General features: G+C 72.8%; 14 protein-coding genes and 1 tRNA gene. 4 read left to right on the forward strand and 11 right to left on the reverse strand.

Annotation, left to right across the window (positions count from 1 at the left end; all coding sequences use genetic code 11):
- Positions 1–6 precede the first annotated feature (6 nt).
- Positions 7–594, reverse strand: a complete 588-nt coding sequence (locus tag ACWCYO_RS13730) for a restriction endonuclease (protein ID WP_449784347.1) — start codon at positions 592–594, stop codon at positions 7–9.
- 495 nt (positions 595–1,089) lie between these two features.
- Between ACWCYO_RS13730 and ACWCYO_RS13735 the strand changes: the two genes are divergently transcribed.
- Positions 1,090–1,350 carry a hypothetical protein gene (locus tag ACWCYO_RS13735; protein ID WP_449784348.1) on the forward strand — a complete coding sequence of 87 codons (261 nt, stop codon included), beginning with the start codon at positions 1,090–1,092 and terminating at the stop codon, positions 1,348–1,350.
- A 403-nt stretch (positions 1,351–1,753) separates the two neighbouring features.
- On the opposite strand, the gene ACWCYO_RS13740 is transcribed toward ACWCYO_RS13735, so the two are convergent.
- The 4 genes from ACWCYO_RS13740 to ACWCYO_RS13755 all read right to left on the reverse strand — a co-directional run bounded on the left by ACWCYO_RS13740 (position 1,754) and on the right by ACWCYO_RS13755 (position 7,012).
- A complete protein-coding gene (locus tag ACWCYO_RS13740; protein WP_449784349.1) occupies positions 1,754–4,066 on the reverse strand; it encodes a hypothetical protein in 2,313 nt (770 codons plus the stop codon).
- Between the two features lie 3 nt (positions 4,067–4,069).
- Positions 4,070–4,141 (reverse strand) — tRNA-Arg (locus ACWCYO_RS13745).
- A gap of 237 nt (positions 4,142–4,378) precedes the next feature.
- A complete protein-coding gene (locus ACWCYO_RS13750; RefSeq protein ID WP_449784350.1) occupies positions 4,379–5,455 on the reverse strand; it encodes a hypothetical protein in 1,077 nt (358 codons plus the stop codon).
- Positions 5,456–5,674: 219 nt separating this feature from the next.
- Entirely contained in the window at positions 5,675–7,012 is a 1,338-nt protein-coding gene (locus ACWCYO_RS13755; protein ID WP_449784351.1) for a hypothetical protein, read from the reverse strand.
- Positions 7,013–7,143: 131 nt separating this feature from the next.
- Between ACWCYO_RS13755 and ACWCYO_RS13760 the strand changes: the two genes are divergently transcribed.
- From ACWCYO_RS13760 to ACWCYO_RS13770, 3 genes are all read left to right on the forward strand, one after another.
- Positions 7,144–7,503, forward strand: a complete 360-nt coding sequence (locus tag ACWCYO_RS13760) for a hypothetical protein (RefSeq protein ID WP_449784352.1) — start codon at positions 7,144–7,146, stop codon at positions 7,501–7,503.
- A gap of 430 nt (positions 7,504–7,933) precedes the next feature.
- Positions 7,934–8,623 carry a hypothetical protein gene (locus ACWCYO_RS13765; RefSeq protein ID WP_449784353.1) on the forward strand — a complete coding sequence of 230 codons (690 nt, stop codon included), beginning with the start codon at positions 7,934–7,936 and terminating at the stop codon, positions 8,621–8,623.
- A 323-nt stretch (positions 8,624–8,946) separates the two neighbouring features.
- Positions 8,947–9,384, forward strand: coding sequence for a PPOX class F420-dependent oxidoreductase (locus ACWCYO_RS13770; protein ID WP_270149521.1), 438 nt, complete (start codon positions 8,947–8,949; stop codon positions 9,382–9,384).
- A 201-nt stretch (positions 9,385–9,585) separates the two neighbouring features.
- On the opposite strand, the gene ACWCYO_RS13775 is transcribed toward ACWCYO_RS13770, so the two are convergent.
- The 6 genes from ACWCYO_RS13775 to ACWCYO_RS13800 form a co-directional block, all read right to left on the reverse strand.
- Positions 9,586–12,048 (reverse strand): helicase C-terminal domain-containing protein, encoded by a 2,463-nt coding sequence (locus ACWCYO_RS13775; protein ID WP_449784354.1) that lies wholly within the window; start codon positions 12,046–12,048, stop codon positions 9,586–9,588.
- A 98-nt stretch (positions 12,049–12,146) separates the two neighbouring features.
- Positions 12,147–12,347: a hypothetical protein gene (locus ACWCYO_RS13780; protein WP_270149517.1), complete on the reverse strand. Its 201-nt coding sequence runs from the start codon at positions 12,345–12,347 to the stop codon at positions 12,147–12,149.
- Between the two features lie 220 nt (positions 12,348–12,567).
- Positions 12,568–12,939, reverse strand: coding sequence for a fic family toxin-antitoxin system, toxin component (locus ACWCYO_RS13785; RefSeq protein WP_449784355.1), 372 nt, complete (start codon positions 12,937–12,939; stop codon positions 12,568–12,570).
- Positions 12,936–13,061: a hypothetical protein gene (locus tag ACWCYO_RS13790; protein ID WP_449784356.1), complete on the reverse strand. Its 126-nt coding sequence runs from the start codon at positions 13,059–13,061 to the stop codon at positions 12,936–12,938. Before ACWCYO_RS13790 ends, ACWCYO_RS13785 begins: the two co-directional genes overlap by 4 nt.
- A 58-nt stretch (positions 13,062–13,119) precedes the next feature.
- Positions 13,120–13,416, reverse strand: coding sequence for a hypothetical protein (locus ACWCYO_RS13795; protein WP_449784357.1), 297 nt, complete (start codon positions 13,414–13,416; stop codon positions 13,120–13,122).
- Positions 13,417–13,494: 78 nt separating this feature from the next.
- The gene (locus ACWCYO_RS13800; protein ID WP_449784358.1) at positions 13,495–15,822 is read right to left on the reverse strand and encodes a transglycosylase domain-containing protein; all 2,328 of its coding nucleotides are present in this window, start codon (positions 15,820–15,822) and stop codon (positions 13,495–13,497) included.
- Positions 15,823–15,825 lie beyond the last annotated feature (3 nt).

Raw genomic sequence — 15,825 nt, forward strand, 5'->3', positions numbered from 1 at the left:
GTGGAATCAGGCCCAGGGCGGTCCGCCCGTCCCCTCCGCCCACAGCGCGAGCGCCCGCCGGTCGACGGTCCGGATGCCGACCTGAGCGCAGAACGCGGCCGCGGCCTTGGTGAACGAGCTGGTCGTCACCACGGCGGCCAGGTCGCAGCGGTGCACGTCACGGTAGGTGCCGTTGACCGTCTGGACGTCCCGGGAACCGACGAAGGTCTTCGGCCCGTACCGCTTGGCCTGGATCAGGATCCGCTGCCCGGTGGGCGTCGTGGCCAGCACGTCCGCCGCCAGGTCCCCGGCCCCGCCGACCACCGTCACCTTCGTACAGCCGTCCCGCCGGCACAGGTCCGCCAAGGCGTGCTCGAACGCCTTCGGACTCATCGTCAGGAACGGCCCGATGTGCCGCAACTGCGCGGCCCGCACCGCCAACTCCCGCTGCCGCGCCCGCACCCGCGAGCGCAGCACCGCAACACCCGCCCCTGCGGCCACCGCCAGCAACCCGGCCACCAACAGCAGGTGCTGAACCAGCCAGTGCACCACCACCGACACCACGGCGAGCACGACCACCGCCGCCACTCCCACCAGCAGCGCGTTCTCCCTCACCTGCCGCACCCGGCGGGCAGCACTCGACCGACGTCGTCGAACAGGCCTGCGGGCCACGGCGTTCCCCCTCGCACCACGGTGTCCGTGCGAGCGTAGAAGCCGACGCCGGTCGAGCGCCCACGATCCGGGCGAACTCCCCCGGCTCCGCCGTCGAGTTGTCCGGATCCCAGCGGCAGACGGCCAGTACCGGGCGCCACCTGCGCGAGATCGGACCGACCCCGGGCACGCCCAGGGAGCCCCGGTGACGATCACCCTCCGCCGCCACGAGGCCGGCAGCCTCCGGCGTGCCTTCCCACCGGAGCGTGCGCCCCCTCGGTGGTTCTTCCGCAGGGTCTTTCCCGGCGCTCAGGGCCGCCCGGCTGCTGGAGCCCGTACAGCCGAGCCGGCCCGGCCCGTCCGACCTCTTAGGGCGCGCCGGAGAGGACTTCCACCGCGCCGGTGTCGAGCGAGTAGTACGCGCCGACTGCCTGCGCCGCCAATCACCAGCACCTGCCGGTGACCGACGAGCAGGAGCGGGCCTTGCGGACGCAGGAGCGGCTGCTTGCCATTCGCACCGCGGGTGCGGACGTAGCTGCGATGCTCAAACCGCCGCTGTATCGATCCGTCGACGAGCAGGGGTGGGGAACGCTCTACACAGCCCGCTACCAGCCCGTCGAGGGCCGTGTGACGTACTACTGGCCCGGTGAGTCCTGGCAACAGTCCTTCGACGACTTCGCACCCGGATCCCGCACCGTCGCCTTGGGCCGGGCCAGCTGAGAGCCTTTCCGGTCCGGCCGGTGCTGGCGGGATCGGCGCCGGATCCGGCAGCGGCTCACGGCCAGTCACCAGGGCACCCACCACGACGGCCGCACCACCGATGGTCATCAGCCACGACATCGGCTGACGGTCAGCCACTTGCATCTTGCACGACTCCGAAACGTCCCCGTACGACCCGCCCTCCTTCGGGGACCACGACAGTCCGCACGCATCGTCCACCGGGTACAGCCCCAACGCGATCCCACCGGCCGCCGGCCGTCGCCAGCCCCTGCGTCACCTGAGACACAGCACGCCCATCAGTTCGATAGCGAGCACAGGGGCAGGCAGTACACGATCGGCACAGGTGGGGGGCAGCGCACGAACCGTCGCCCGTCCTTCCCGACGTAGTTCCCAGGCGCGAAAGTCAGGCGCGGCCGGCGTCGTTGCGCAGCCAGTGTGGTCCCGTGGTCCAGCCGAGGAGGAGTCGGCCGGCGCCCGCGTCCGCCGGGCGGCCGGCTGCGGCCTGGCGTAGGCCGGTCAGGGCGGGGGCGAGGCGGGCGGTGACGTGGCTGGGGTGGCGGGCGGCTTCGTCGTCGAGTGCGGCGATGACGCGGGCCTGGACCGCGGGTTCGCAGAGGGAGAGTTGGAAGACCATCTGGCGCCAGGCGTAGGCCGTGTCCTTGATGGTGGGCAGCGGGCGCGGGTTGTTGTGGATGCGGGCCGTGGTGCGGCAGACGGTGGTGAAGCTGCGGCGGGCCAGGTCCTCCCAGCCGGGTCGGGGGTTGATGCCGACCCGGGCGACCAGGGTGGCCAGGTTGTGGGTGGTGAGGATCTGGGACTGTTCGATGATCTTGCCGTTGGCGGCGACCGACCGGCCCGCGAACTCCCCGGCGCGCTGGACGCACAGCTCGGCGAATCCGCCGGAGGTGCGGGTCGCACGGGTCCGGGGCCCGCCGCTCGCCGCTGGCGCTGCCGCTGCCGCTGCCGCTGCCGCGAGGTCGCGTACGGCCGCGTAGTCGATGGCGTAGTAGCGCTCGTACAGGGTGCCGTCGAGCAGGTCCGCGGCGACGTTCGCCGCTTCGAGGAACTTCGGCGTGAAGGTGCCCATGAAGATGTCCGCCGCGAGTTCCTCGACGAGCGGCGCCTCGAGGCCTGACTTGCTTGCGAGGACTGCGAGTTCGCGCACCAGCGGGTTGGGCAGGAGGGTGCCGGGGAAGGCCTGGACGGCCAGTTCGCCGAGGCGGCGCAGTGCGACCCGGGCCGGTTCGCGGCCGTCCTCGTCGGCGCGGTGCGCGGCCACTGCCCGTACCCAGGGCAGTTCGTCGACCCGTACCTGGGCCGCGAGGTTGTACAGGAGCAGCGAGCGGCGGTTGCGGAAGGCCCGGTAGTTGGCGGCCGCGAGGGTGCGCAGCGCGTCGTCCTGGTGGGCCTGGGCGCTGGTGGCGGCGGTCAGTTGGGGGACCAGTTCGGCCAGGGCTTCGGCGGAGGGCACGATGCCGCGTTCGACGAGGGTGCCGAGCGGGGCGCTCGTCGCGGCTTCCACCACGCGGCGGATCGCCGGGGGTACGGGTTCGCCCGCGGGCAGTCCGGTCTCCTGTGCTTCGCGTGGCGAGACGTCGGCGATCAGCGGTTGGACGTCGGCGATGCCGGTGTCGGGGCGCAGCCCGTCGAGGCGGCGCAGCACGAGTTGGGCGAGGTGGTGGTGGGAGAGCCGGGCGGCCTGGACGGCCTGGCGGGCGCGCAGTTCGGTGTGCGGGGCGGAGCCCGGTCGGCCGCGGCGGCGCAGCATGGACTCGACGGCGTGGCGCAGCAGTCCGAGTCGGCGCGGGTCCAGGGTCCGGCCGGCAAGGGTTTCCGCGAGGGCGCCGCGGAGGATGCCGAGGTTCTCCTTCGGGTTGCGGTGCTTGGTGCAGCGGGTGTGGACGGCGGCGAGTTCCTCGTACTGGCGGAGCAGGAGGGCGCCGCGTTGGAGCCAGGAGGTGTCGGGTGCGTGCTCCAGCACCGGTCCGGTGGTGGCGGTCTCCAGCCAGTGGGCGAGCAGTCGATCGCCGAAGGGCTGCCAGACGGTCAGGGCCTCGCGCTGCGCTTCGACGGCCGGGTTGGGCCGTCGGCGGGTCAGGGCGGCGTGGGCGTCGCCGGCGGTGCGACGGTGTACGGCGTCGGCGTCCGGTGCGGGCAGCGCGGCGGGGCGGGGGGTGAAGCGCAGCCGGCCGGCGAACGGTTCGAGGGTGTCGACGAGGTCCAGCGCGGCGGCCGTGTCCCCGGCGCGCACCAGCCAGGCCACCGTCAGCAGCGCCGCCTCCTCGGGCACGGTGACCTGGTAGCGGCCGCTGTCCAGCAACTCGTACAGCCGGGCCAGGCCGGGTTCGGTGAGGCAGTACGCGAAGAGCGCCCCGCGCTCGGCCGGGATCCTCGCCCGGGTCGCGGCCTCGCGTTCGTACGGCTGGAGCGGGCCCTCGGCACTGGCGGCGGAGGTGGCGAAGCCGCCGCGTACGACCTCGGGCGTCACCCAGGCCGGCAGGCCGGCGACCGGGGTGCCCGAGCCGATGACCAGGCGGCCCTCGGCCATCCCGGCGAGTACCGCGCGCCAGCGGTCCGCCCGGGCCTCGGCGCGCAGCCGGGTCCGGCCGTCGCCGTGGACCACTGAGGTGAGGAGTGCCCGGGCCAGCTGGTGCTGCGGGTACTGCGTGGTTGCCCCGGCTCCGGTGGAGTGCTGCTGCTCAGCGTCGTCGTCCATAAGCCGACGTGGCAGGTCCTGCCCCTGCGCCCTCCGGGTTAGGAGCCCGGTGCTCTACTGCTGAGCTACACGTCGATGCGAGTGAGAGTAGTCGTCGCTCCGGCGGCCGTGCAACGCGCTTTCGGGCTGCTGCCGGTGCCGGTGCACCTTGACGGATGCTGGACGACGAGCACGAGGCGGGCGGGATCGGGCACGGGCCCGAAGCTGTAGGCGATGAAGTGGACGCCGGTGGGCCGCTCGCTCATCCTGCGGCCGTAGGGGCCGGGCCGGTGCGGCGCGCGCAGCCGCACCGGCCCGTCAGGCGGTCAGGTGTCAGACCTTCGCCCGGCCGATCGCCTGCACGGTGATCTCACGCATCCGGTCGAAGGCCGTCCGCGGATCGTCGTAGTTGAGCCAGGGGCCGGCCACCTCACGGCCCATCAGCTGGAACTGTTCGAACGCCAGCGCCACCCGGGCGTTCATGACCAGCGACCAGGCAGCCCAGCCCCGGGCAGTCTGGAGCTGCGGATGCGCCGGATCCGCCTGCTCCAGGTCGGCCAGCAGGGCGTCCACGGCCGCCGTGAACTCGGGCGTCCGGTAGGCGGCCGCCCCTGCCTTGTCGCGGGTGTTCTGTTCGAGGTACGCCCGCACCCGCAGGGTGGTCAGCAGGCTGCCGGCCGGCGCGTCGACGAGCGCGGCATCGACGAAGGCGTGCATCAGCTCGTGGCTGCCGTGCCACTTGGCGCACCAGTACTGCAACGCGCCCTCGTGGGCCCGCAGGTGGTGCGGGTCACGGGCCGTCACCTCGGCCCAGAGCTCACGGAAGTCCTCGTGCGACCAGCCCAGTCCCATGTCGATGGCGATCTGCGCCACCCAGGGGTTGGGGTCCTCCGCCGGTGCCAGTTCAACGGCCTCCCGGGCGGCCTGTTCCGCCTCGCGCAGGACGCGGTGGAACCCGCGGGCCTGCTCCATGGTCACCTCGGAGGCGTACCTGTCGGTACGGATCTCCCAGGCGAGCCCGACCAGCGCGTCGGTCTGCAGCAGGGCGGCCACCGCGCTGCGCGGCTCCTCCTCGCGCCACAGCCGCAGCCAGTGGTCCTCCTTCGCCGCCGCGGTGCTCAGCGGCTCCATCCGCATCCAGCGCCGGTTCGCGTCGCGGTCGCGGTCGGCGTCGGCTTCGGCCAGGTACTCGGCCACCGGGCGCCAGTCCCCGCCCTCGGCCGCGTCGAGCGCGGTCGCCAACTCCGCGGACGGCTCGTCCCCCCGAAGCACGAGCTGCTCGCGCGGGACCAGCCTGCGCCGCAGCTCGGTCTCCCGGAGGCTCCGCCGTTCCCGGGCGACCCGCGAGACGACGAACCTACCCGCGACGACCACGAGCACCACGAGCACCACGAGCGACAAGAAGACCATGAACTGCTTTCCTAGCGGACGGGGAGGGGCCGCCACCCGTACCCGAGCGGTCCCTGAGCGGGCACCGGGCACGGACGAAGAACAGAAAGCAGAAGGCAGAAGACAGAACACAGCGCGGGCGCACCGCGCCCCAACCCCCCGCCCGCGCACCTGCGTGCGCGGCGAGCAGGATCGTACCGGCCCGGTGCACCGCCCCCGTATCCAGGGCCGGGCCCTGGCTCAGTGATGGAACACCGGTGCCGCGCTGTCCAGCCAGGTCCAGTTGACCGGCGCGTACTGCTTCTTCAGCGCGAGGCGCCCGGAGCCGTACCCCTTGAGCGCGGTCTCGACGGCGGCGGGCAGGGCGTCGAGGTCCTGCGGCACCGGGACGCGCAGCAGCAGGTGCTGCTTGCGGTGGACGAGGAGGACCTCACCGGCCGGGGTGCACTCCAGCAGCGCGAAGTGGACGAGGGACTTGAACGGCTTGTCCGCGGTGGAGATCCGGGAGCGCGGTTTCCCGTCGGCGGTCCAGGCGTAGAAGCCGTAGCGGTTGAGGTGGAAGGCCCTGCCGCGGTACGGGTCGGCCACGACCGTGAAGTCGAAGCCGGTGAACGGGCTGTCCTCCCTGAGGTCGAGTCCTTCCAGCCGGCCCCGCAGCCCGCCCTGGTCGTCGACGAGCGCGAAGCTGAACTGCTGGCCGCGGTTGCTCGACCGGTAGGTCCGGCCGAAGACCGGGACGACGAAGAGGTCGTCGGCCAGGGCGCTGGGGCGGGTCATCGTGCCGTCCTGGTGGCCGCCCAGCGTGCCGGAAGTGCCGGTCAGCTCCGAGAGGAGGTCGATCAGGGAGGGCGAGGGGCGGTTGTCCCGCCAGAGCGGCGCGCCGTCGTGGACGACGTGCGGCTGCCGGTGGGCGTCGGTCTGCCGGTCGGCGCGCGTCTCCAGGGCCGTCAGCGCCCGCAGGGTGGCCTTCGAGCCGGGGGCGAGCGCGCTGCCGGACTCGGAGAGCGCGACGACGTTGAGGTGCGCGTCGGCCCAGTTGGCCAGGCCGTACTCGGACGTCGCGCAGAGCAGCCGGCCGGAGGGCGTGACCGCGATCGACGAGGCGAACAGGTCGCCACCGTCCTGCTCGGGCTGCTGCTCATCCTGTTCGTACTGCCGGTCGTGCGGCGTCTGCCAGGTGGCCAGGACCCGGCTGAGGTCGGGCGGGAACAGGTGGGTGCTTCCTGGGTGCCCGCTGGCGGCGACCGTCCCGTCCGGAAGGAGCGCCAGCGTCTCGCTGTTCGCGTACGGGATCGCCGACGGAGTGCCGTCCGGTCGCGGGTGCCCGTACAGGGCGGTGGCGACGGGTGTGCCGTCGGGGTCGTGGCGGGTGATCACCTGGTAGTTGAGGTTGCAGTGAGCGGCCGAGGTCGGGTCGCCGCTGCCGCGCCAGTAGCGCCACACGGTCGAGAGCGTGTAGGTGTCGCCAGCCGGTGTGGCCACGGCGTGCTTCGGGAGGAGGACCCACCCGTCGCCGGCCGGATCGAGACCGTGGGCGTCGGCCAGCGAGCGCGGCACGGTCAGGGGGAGAGTGGGCATCCGGTTCATGGTCGGCCATTCTGCACACGCTCACCGACAACGGACCGCCGGGTCGCACCGATCGCCGGATCGGGACCAGCGAAGGAGCTTGAGCCTCCAGCAGGGCGGACTTCCGCGCCGCCGTCCGCCGCATGGCGCAGTACCAAGCGGCGGAGCGCGCCCGGGGCGACTCCACCGGGCTGCACCACGACCTCACCGAGACCGTGCGCGACAGGATCGGCCACGCGCTCGAGTCCGGCATCGCCCCGACCTCTGCCGAGGCCGCACACATCCTCGACGCCCTGACCGCTTGCTATGCCCAGACCTTCGGCCGCGCCGACGACGCCGACCTGCGCCACTGGCTGCTGACCCGCCTGGAGATCGCCGGCGACCCCCGCGCGGAACGGTACTGGCACCTGCTGGCGGTCATCAACGGATGGCCCGTTCCGCCAAGCCTGGCGCCGGTGTTCGCGTGGTTCGCGGCGGCGCTGCGGGTCCACATCGGGCAGTAGTCCCCCGCCGTCGCACATCGGGCCGTTCCTCGCGGCCACCGGGTCACGCCGCGAGGACCTCTGGGCGTTCGACGAGCCGGGCGCGTGGGTTCGAAGGCCGGCGAGACGGTGAACGGCCGCTCCGGCGACCTTCCTCCTGCACGGGCGTGATTGAGTAACAGCGCGGGTCAGTTTGGGTACCCGTACTCACGCCGGCCCGGCCGTGGCCACCGGAGCATGGGGGCATGTGCCCAGCAGCAACTCCGAGCACGCGCTTCACCACCTCCCGTCTTCCGGTTTGCCGGCTCACATCGTTTGCCGGCTCACATCGCGACGGGTCAAGGGCGAAGTCGCCACGGGCAGTTGTCCGGCTGGTCCGACCATCCGCCACGGCAGCCCGGCTCCCTCGGAGCTCCTGCCGTCCCTACGCCACCCTCCACGGAGTCCTTGCATGCGTACCGACCTCCTGCTGCGCGCGGCCGTGCCGACGACTGCGGCGCTCGCCCTCCTGCTGAGCGCCTGCGGGCCGGACCAGAGCGGCGCCGACGCCTCCGCTGCCGGGCCCTCGGCGACCACCTCCGCGGGTGACCCGATCGGCACGACTGCGCCGGCCGTCACGTCTTCGGCCTCCGCACCCGCGCAGGTCGGATCGAGTTCGAGCCCGTCCTCGGGTTCCACGGCAGGAAGTCGCTTCCCGGGTGCCTTGGCCGTCGGAGCGAAGGCCCAGGGCACCTACCCCGACAACGAGAAGGGCGACATCTCCCTCAGCATCGCCCCGACGGGTGTGGTGAAGGGCGACATCGGCGATCTGGCCAAGTTCCTCAAGCCGGAGGACATGGCCGGGAAGACGCCGTACTACGTGAACGTCACCTACACCCACACCGGCGGCAACGGGATCTTCGAGCCCTACTTCAACCGGCAGCTGCGGGCGATGGTCAGCGACACCGCCCAGGCCCGCAAGGTCGACCTGCTCAGCAGCTTCCCGAAGTGCGAGAGCGATGTCCCGCAGGGCGGCAAGGACTTCGTCAAGGGACAGAGCGAGCACGAGTGCGCGATCTACCTGGCGCCGGCCGACAAGCCGTTGACGTACCTGCTGTGGATCGACAAGGACGGCAAGCCGCTGGCCTGGAAGGCGAGCTGACGGTACCGCTGTGGCGGAGGGCTCGCCGACTGTGCCCAGTAGGACGGGCCATCCGGTCGGGGCCGGTTCGACCGGGCCCGACCGCGGCCGTTCGGGCCGCGCGCAGGGCCGCTCCGGCGCCGGCCGCGCCGCTGCGGGTGAACGGCTCGCCGCCTCCGACGGTGAGGGTGCGTGGGGCGACGCCGGCGAACAACGGGGATGGTGCACACTCGGCCCGGTCCCGTGTTCATCCGGGTCGGGCTCGCCGCGTTGGGGCAACATCACCTGAGGGCGGGCACCGGACGGGGGCCGCTACGAGAACGAGGCGAAGGGACGGCGGCCGAATGGGCATGTGGACGGAGGACATCCGGGCACGGGTGGCGGAGGCGCGGATCTGGTTCGTGGCGACCACCGGGGCGGACGGCGCCCCGCACGTCACGCCGATGTGGATCGGTCTGGAGGATGACCGGGTGTTCTTCAACACCTCCATCGGCCGGGTCAAGGAACGCAACCTGCGTCACGACCCGCGCGTCTGCCTCTCCAACGCCGACCCGGCCGATCCGTACGACCGCGTCCAGATCCACGGCCGGGCGGTCGAGTTCGTGACCGGTGAGCAGGCCGACCGGCAGATGGACCGCCTCGCCCACAAGTACCTCGGCGTCGAGGAGTACGGCTGGCGCATTCCCGGCGAGCGGCGGGTCACCGTGTTCATCGAGCCCACGCGCATCCGCCGCATCGTCGGAGTCGAACCGCTGCCGGCCGCCGCCCGGGCCGCCGGTTGACCTCGCTGCGCTCGGGGGCGTAAGCATGGTTTCGACACCGTAGCCAGGCCCGACCACGGCCTGATCGAGGTGTACGACTCCGACGCCCACCTCACGGAGATCGCCGGATCCGAAGACGACGAGCCCGAGGACGAGGAGAGCGAGGACGACGGGGGCAGGTGGTGTGGCGCGGTCGACGAGGGTGCCCCTTCCCGCCCCGGGCTACCCGGGCATCACGCCGTGGATGCGGGAGAGGGTGAACACGCGCTCGTCGTCGCGCAGGTGGCACCAGGCGTTCAGGTAGGGGGCGTCGAGTTCGAGCCGGCTGAGGGTGCGGACGGTCGCGTTGCCCGAGGTGGCGACGTACTCGATCGTGATGGCCTGCCGTTCGTCGACGGCGTGGGCCAGCTGGCGGACGTCGGTGAAGGTCAGGTTGCGCGCGTGCCCGGCGATGATCTCCTCGGTGTCGCTGGCGAAGGGACGGCCGTCGTACGGGTCGGGCTCCGGGACGTCCTGCGGCCCGTCGCGGAGCCGGGTGGCGAGGGCGCGCAGGTCGACGGGCGGCGCCGCGTTCGCGGTGCCGGCGTCCGTGCGCTGCGTGCGGGAGCTGCCGCGGGGCGGGCGCGGGGACGGGAGCGGGTGCGCCGCGCGGTGGTGCTGGGCCCGTTCGATCCGTACGGTCCCGTCGGGCTTCTCGGCGACGGGGGCGTAGCCCGCGGCGCGCAGGGCCGCGAGGGTCTTGTCCGGTGGGGTCCGGCTGATCAGCACCGTGGGTGCCAGCTGCCGCAGGCCGAGTGGGGCGAGCTTGCGGTGGGCGGCCAACTCGGCCAGCAGGGCGGGTTCCTGGCCGTGGATCACGCAGGCCGCGGCGACGACGCGCACCCGGCCGTGGCTGCGCGCGGTGTCGTGGATCAGGTAGCAGAGCGGCTGGGGAAGCGGTTCGGCGGCGACGGCGGCCAGGTCGGCCGTGAGGGCGTCGGGGGTGAGGCCCGCGTCGAGGGCGCGGCGGACACTGCCCGGGCTGAACCGCCAGACGGAGGCCGCGCCGGCGCTCTCCCGGTCCGCGGCGGAGTCCAGCAGGGCGGCGAGGGCCGCGGACGGTGTGCCGGAGACCACGGCCGTGAGGTCGCTGCCGAAGCGGGCCGTCCCGCTGGCGGCGGGCAGCAGCCGTCGGCAGGCGGCGGTCAGGGCTTCGGCGTCGTCGGCGAGCAGGGCTGCGCCGATCGGGGTCACGGCCCCGAGGGCGAGTGCGCCGAGCAGTTCCGCCTCCCGGGTCAGGGTGGCGAACGGCGCGGTGTCCTGCGGGAGTTCGTCGACGAGCGGGCGGAGCCAGACGATCAGCGCCCCCAGGTCCGCGGGGTGCGCCGCGCCTTCGCCGGTGGGGAGCTGGGACGCGGCCGTGAGCAGTGCGTGCCGGGCCTGGACGCAGCCGCCGCAGGGCGGGGCCCCGGCGAGGGCCGGCAGGGCCTTGCCGTCCTCGTCGCGGCTTCCGCCGGGCGTCAGCGGGAGCTCCCACCAAGCCCGGAGCAGGACGGCGAGTTGCTCGGCGGGTTCCTCCTCGGCCCAGGTGTCGTAGGCGGCGGTCGCGGCGACCCGGTCGCGGTCCCGGGCCAGCAGTCCGGCGGCGCTCGCCGTCTCCAGTACGAGGCGTACCGGCAGCTCGTCGCACTGCGCGGCCTTGCCGATCCGGGACAGCTCGCGAGCGCCGATCCCTCCGGCCTTGAGCCGGGCCGGTGGCGCGGCCGCGCACACCCCGAGGACGGAGACGGCGTGGGCGGCGAACGCCATCGAGGCGGCCGCGGCCTCCCGTTCGACCTCCGGGACGGTGACGGGCACCGACCGCACGAGGGGTGCGACGGGCATGAACGGGGCGTGCCACTCGGGGCCGCGCAGGGCGAGGGCCACTTCCGCGGGCATCCGGGCCGGCCCGTACCGGTGGCGGTCCTCGATCAGCAACCCACGCTCCAGCGCCCATCGGAGGCCGGGCTCGGAGGCGTCCGGCGGAGCCCCGAACATGATGAAGCCCGGCTGCCTCGGTGCCCGCAGCGCCCGCCGCTCCAGCAGCTCCCGGGTGGCCGCGGGCGCCTTCGCCACCAGCGCGACGACCCGGTCCGGATCGCCGTGGTGGTCGACCAGCGCCGCCAGCCGCTGCTGCTTGTTGTTGCCGGTCGGCTTGATGCCGAGCTTCGCCAGGAGGCGCGCCAGTTCGTCCGAGGTGACGTGCGCCACGAGTTGGGTCAGTGAGGGGTCCAGGCCCAGGGGTGAGCCCCAGGCCTGCCGCAGCGGCCCCGCCGTGTGCAGCCGGCCGTTGCCGTCCGGCCACACCAGCGCGCGATCGGCCAGCACCTCCAGGACGGCGGCCAGGCCGTGGGCGCGTTCGCCGTACGTCGCGTCCAGGAGGCCTGCCAGGTCCTCCCGGGACGGGGACGCCAGGGCGGCGAGGGCCTCCGCCACCTGCAGGCACGGCAGCGTGAGCCGGGGCAGGACCAGCGCCACCGACGCCGGGCGCTGAAGACGCTCCGCCAACTCACCGACCGAGCGCGGCTCCGGAGCCGACGCGGCGTCCGGGCGCGCCGCCAGGACGCGCTCCAACGCGGCCGAGTCGAGACCGCGCAGCCATGCGGCCAGTGTCGATCCGCTCTTCTTACCGATGGGGAACACCTCACGACGTACGAGGACGGCCAAGGACACCAGGATGGCCTACCGACAGGGGCGGTGACGAACGCGCTTGACATCGTGCTGCGTCCGCCCTGGTGGGGGCGCTCATCGGCGTCGGGGTGGTGTCAGTGGGTGGCCTCGACGGCGGCGCCGACGAGTTGGAGGATGGCGTGGCCCAAGGACGTGGCGGCGATCAGGACTCCGAACACGACCGCGGTGAAGACGGTGAACACCTCGTCGGTACGGCTGCGGGCCTCGGTGCGGCGGCGGAGCCGGATGACGATGAGGATCGCGAGGAACGCGGTCGCGCTGATCGTGTACTGCACTGCCCACCCTTGACGCCGAGTCACGCATCGGTCACCCGATGTCTGCTGCCGTTCGAGTGAGCATGCCAGAGCAGCCGACGGCCCGGGGGCGATTCGGCGAAATCAGGCGGACGCGAACGATTCCGCACCGGGCACTGACGGGCAGGGCAACACCGCCCGCCAGGCGCACGCCCCCGGCGCGCGGTACCCGGCGTGCCCGTTCGGCGGTCGCGGGCGGGCGTCAGCGGTACCAGGTGCGGATGACGGCTGCGGCCTCGCGGACGTCGGCGGTGCCCGCGCGGATGCTGGCGGCGAGTTCGACGGCCTGTTCGGGGCCGGCGGTGACGATGACGCCGGACGCGGCGAGGTAGGAGGCGGCGACCACGGCGGCGAAGTGTTCGTTGGCGGACTCGAGTGCCGGGACGCGGATCAGCTGGTGCATCAGGGCGGCCGCGCGCTGGTTCACGGCCTCGTAGACGGGGACGTCCATGACCTCGTCGGCATGCCGGGCGACGGCGGCGGCGAGGGTGCCGTAGTCGATGACGTCCGGGTCGCCGGGCACGAACTGGTGGGCGATGTCGAGCAGCCAGGCCCGGTCGATCCGGAGGATCACGCCGCGGCCGCCGCGTCGGCGGGGTACGGGCCGGGCTCCGCTGCGGACTTCGGCCGCCGGGCCTGCGTGGGATTCGGGGCCTCGTGCGCGACGGTCTCCGGGCGCGCGGTCAGCTGCTTCATGGGCGTGAGCGTAGCGAGGTGTAGCGGGTGCTACCAACACGGCGGCCACGCACGGCGGCTACCCCAGTCCGAGGGCGTGGGCGGCCAGCGCCAGCAGGGCCGCGTTGCCGGCCGCGCCGCGGATGGTGGCGGAGAGGAAGCGGGCCGGGGTGCCGTCCGGGAAGGGGTTGACGATCGTCGTGAGCAGGAAGGTCGGCATGGTCAGCAACACCGCCCGCCACTGCCGGACGGAGTGGGCGGCCGCGACGCCGGCCCGCAGTTCGCGGGCGGCGGCCGGGATGAGCAGCAGGCAGACCGCCAGGTAGCCGGTCGAGGGCCAGCGGACGGCGGGGACGCCGGGGAAGCTGTGCGGCATGGCGTCCATCGTCCGCCGACGGGGCGCGGCCCCGCATGAGTACGGGTACTCATGCGGGGCCGGCGGCCGTGCAGGCCCTCACTGGCCCGAGGGGTCCGAGGGGTCCGAGCGGTCCGGCGGGGTGGTCGGGGCGTAGCGGCCGGTCGGGCCGCCGGTGGACGGGTTGGTGGCGCGCGGCCTGCCGGTGCTGCCCGGGGTGGGCGATCCGGTGCAGGTGGCCGTGCCGGGCGGGCTGCCGGGGGTGCCGCAGCCCTGGTCGTGCCTGACCGGGTCCGGGATGTAGACGGTGGTGAACTCCTTGTCCGGCATGGTGCGGACGGCGTCGCTCATCGCCTTCTGCCAGATCGGCCCCGGGCCGGTCGCCCCGAACACCTCGGGCTGGTACTCGCCGCCGATCCGGATGTTGCGCATCGGCACCTTGGTGCCCGGGCTGCCCAGCCACACCGAGCCGACCAGGTTGCCGGTGTAGCCGGTGAACCAGGCGGACTTCTTCTCGTCCGAGGTGCCGGTCTTGCCGGCGATCTGGCGGTCGTCGTCCAGTCGCAGGTCGCGGGCGGTGCCGCCCTTCTCGGTCACTCCGAGCAGCACGCTGTTGATCACGTCGGCGGTGTCCTGGGACATCACCTGGTTGCAGCGGACCGGGGTCACCGGGACGTCCTTGCCGTCCACCGTGGTGATCCGGTTGATCGCCAGCGGTGCGCAGTAGTTGCCCCGGGCGGCGAAGGTCGCGTAGACGTCGGCCATGGTCAGCGGGCTGACCTCCTGGGTGCCGAGGCCGAGGGCCGGCACCTCCTGGAGCGGGTCGCCACTGGCCTTGCCGGTCACGCCCAGCTTGTCGGCCATCTGCTTGACGGCGCAGAGCCCGATCTCCTGCTCCATCTGCACGAAGTAGGTGTTGACGGAGAGGGCCATCGCCTCCTTGAGGTCGTACGGGCCCTTCTCCCGCGGGCTCTCGTTGGGGATGACCCCCTCCTTCTTGCCCTTGTTGAGGTTCTTCCAGGTGCCGTCGCAGGTCTTCATCGTCGGCCAGTCCATCCGGTTCGGCGAGTCGTACTGCTGGGTGGGCGGCAGACCGGCCTCCAGGGCGGCGGCGGCCACGATCGGCTTGAAGTTGGAGCCGGGCTGGAAGCCGATGCCGCCGCCCATCGCCGCGTCCACGTTGAGGTTGACGACGGTCTGGTTCTTCTCCTTCGCCAGGCCGTACGGGCGGGTCTGGGCCATCGCGAGGATCTTGCCGGTGCCCGGCTCGACCATCGTCATCGCCGCCGAGACCGGGTCGGTGACGTACACCTTGGTGGAGACGGCGTTCTGCGCGGCGGCCTGCTTGTCCGGGTCGAGGGTGGTGTAGATGTTCAGCCCGCCGGTGTCCCAGAGCTTCTTGCGCTCGGCGGCGGTCTTGCCGAACGTCGGGTCCTGCTTGACGACGTGCCGCACGTAGTCGCAGAAGAACCCCATGCCGGCCTGGGCGGTGATGCAACCGTTCTGCGGGTCGCGGTAGTCGAGGCCGAGCGGGGCGGCCTTGGCCGCCTTGGCCTGCTCGGCGGTGATGTGCTTGTTCTCCAGCATCTTGTCGATGACGGTGTCCCGGCGCTTCTGCGCGGCCACCGGGTGCAGCTTCGGGTCGTACTGGGACGGGTTCTGCACCAGCCCGGCGAGCATCGCCGCCTCGGGGAGGGTGAGGTCCTTGGCGTCCTTGCTGAAGTAGCGCTGGGAGGCTGCCTGGATGCCGTACGCCTGGTGGCCGTAGAAGGTGATGTTCAGGTAGTTGGTGAGGATCTGCTCCTTCGGGAGGTCCTCCTCCAGCTTGATGGCGTACCGGAGTTCCTGGATCTTGCGGCCGAGGGTCTTGCGCTGGGCCTCGCGCACCGCCACCGGATCATCGCCGGCCATCTCGACGTTGACGTTCTTCACGTACTGCTGGGTGAGGGTGGAGGCACCCTGCACGGCGGTGCCGCTCTCGGCGTTCTTGGTGATCGCCCGCAGGATGCCCTTGAGGTCCACCGCGCCGTGTTCGTAGAAGCGCGCGTCCTCGATGTCCACCTGGGCCTTGCGGATCAGCGGTGACATCTGTTCGGCGGTCAGCACGGTGCGGTCGCGCTCGTAGACCTTGGCGATCAGGCCGCCCTTGGCGTCGTAGATCTGGGTGGCCTGGGTGAGCGGCGGGGTCTTGAAGTCGTCGGGGATGCTCTCGAAGCCTTCGGCGCCGTTCTTCGCCCCGAGGCCGACCGCGCCGGCGGCCGGGAGGATCAGGCCCGCCAGCAGGACGCCGCCGAGCACGCTGGAGCCGAGGAAGGTGGCCGCATGGCGCAGGATTCCGAGCGGGGTCTCGCGGCGCCGGGGGCGTGGCACCCAGGTGTCGCCCGGGTCCGGGGCAGGTATGCCGGCACGGCGGCTCTTCGGTGACATAGT

It is taken from the genome of Kitasatospora sp. NPDC001683 (assembly GCF_053596495.1).

Bases quoted from the DNA above. Each gene is read 5' to 3' on its own strand.
- ACWCYO_RS13740 (WP_449784349.1), bottom strand. From the start codon at position 4,066: ATGGACGACGACGCTGAGCAGCAGCACTCCACCGGAGCCGGGGCAACC.
- ACWCYO_RS13750 (WP_449784350.1), bottom strand. From the start codon at position 5,455: ATGGTCTTCTTGTCGCTCGTGGTGCTCGTGGTGCTCGTGGTCGTCGCG.
- ACWCYO_RS13755 (WP_449784351.1), bottom strand. From the start codon at position 7,012: ATGCCCACTCTCCCCCTGACCGTGCCGCGCTCGCTGGCCGACGCCCAC.
- ACWCYO_RS13760 (WP_449784352.1), top strand. From the start codon at position 7,144: ATGGCGCAGTACCAAGCGGCGGAGCGCGCCCGGGGCGACTCCACCGGG.
- ACWCYO_RS13765 (WP_449784353.1), top strand. From the start codon at position 7,934: ATGCGTACCGACCTCCTGCTGCGCGCGGCCGTGCCGACGACTGCGGCG.
- ACWCYO_RS13770 (WP_270149521.1), top strand. From the start codon at position 8,947: ATGGGCATGTGGACGGAGGACATCCGGGCACGGGTGGCGGAGGCGCGG.
- ACWCYO_RS13790 (WP_449784356.1), bottom strand. From the start codon at position 13,061: ATGAAGCAGCTGACCGCGCGCCCGGAGACCGTCGCGCACGAGGCCCCG.
- ACWCYO_RS13795 (WP_449784357.1), bottom strand. From the start codon at position 13,416: ATGCCGCACAGCTTCCCCGGCGTCCCCGCCGTCCGCTGGCCCTCGACC.
- ACWCYO_RS13800 (WP_449784358.1), bottom strand. From the start codon at position 15,822: ATGTCACCGAAGAGCCGCCGTGCCGGCATACCTGCCCCGGACCCGGGC.